Here is a 991-nt window from a genome sequence, read left to right as displayed (position 1 = left end):
GAAAGATTAATTAAGGTTACTAAGAAGATACAATTATCTTAGTATGGAGAATCTTTGTTTTTGCAAGATTGGTCTTTTTAGAATTTCATTTAGTGCTATAATAATCAGTGATGGTTTTGCCAATTTCTTCAGCAGGAGGTATATAAAGGATATGTTTTCACGTAATAAAGCATTTTATTTTATTTTCGCTATAGTGGTTTCAGCTTTCGTTTTGACTGGCTGTGGAACGCAAGCGGAAAATGGGAAGACGAAGGAAAATTCAGCGAAGGAATCTGCTGAAAAAACAGATTACCCTTCATCTGTTAAAGAAAAACCGATTGTAACAATAACAATGGAAGATGGAAAAGAGATCGAGATTGAATTGGATCCGGCTGCAGCACCAAATACGGTTGCAAATTTTATTTCTTTAATTGAAGATGGTTTTTATGATGGACTTATTTTCCACCGGGTTATCCCTGATTTTATGGTTCAAGGGGGAGATCCTGAGGGGAATGGCTCTGGTGGCCCCGGATACTCCATTGAAGGTGAATTTTCTTCAAACGGATTTGAAAATAACATCACACATGAACGTGGCGTCATTTCAATGGCACGGACTCCCGATCCGAATTCAGCTGGATCGCAATTTTTTATCATGGACGAAGAAGCTCCACATCTCGATGGTGAATATGCAGCTTTCGGCAAAGTAATTAAAGGATTGGAAACAGTTGATTCAATCGTGGCTGCTGAACGAGATGAAATGGACAAGCCATTAAAAGATCAGAAAATGAAAACGGTGAAAGTGGATACGAAAGGCTTTGACTATCCAGAACCAAAAAAAGTTCTATAATATATAGCGCCTGACTCATGGCACGTTAATGAAATAACGTGGCAGGGGTCAGGCTATTATTATTAACTGTGTTTTCTATCTCATAATATTATTATGTAAACTAACGATGTTCAATATCCCTATATTACTTGATAGCTGTCCTTGCTGATTTAATCTTAAACTGAG

Annotated in this window: 1 protein-coding gene; it reads left to right on the top strand. The window is 37.2% G+C overall.

What is annotated here, in order from left to right; all coding sequences use genetic code 11:
- The first annotated feature begins 151 nt into the window (after positions 1-151).
- Complete coding sequence (locus V7164_RS25515) at positions 152-826, top strand: peptidylprolyl isomerase (protein WP_335355636.1); 675 nt, start codon at positions 152-154, stop codon at positions 824-826.
- Positions 827-991 lie beyond the last annotated feature (165 nt).

Source organism: Bacillus sp. JJ1474 (assembly GCF_036965225.1).
Classification (GTDB): domain Bacteria; phylum Bacillota; class Bacilli; order Bacillales; family Cytobacillaceae; genus Cytobacillus.
The sequence above is the reverse complement of the archived record's forward strand: the minus strand, read 5'-3'. Positions and strand labels throughout refer to the sequence as shown.

Excerpts from the sequence above, each read along its gene's own strand:
- V7164_RS25515 (WP_335355636.1), top strand. The coding sequence starts at position 152 with ATGTTTTCACGTAATAAAGCATTTTATTTTATTTTCGCTATAGTGGTT.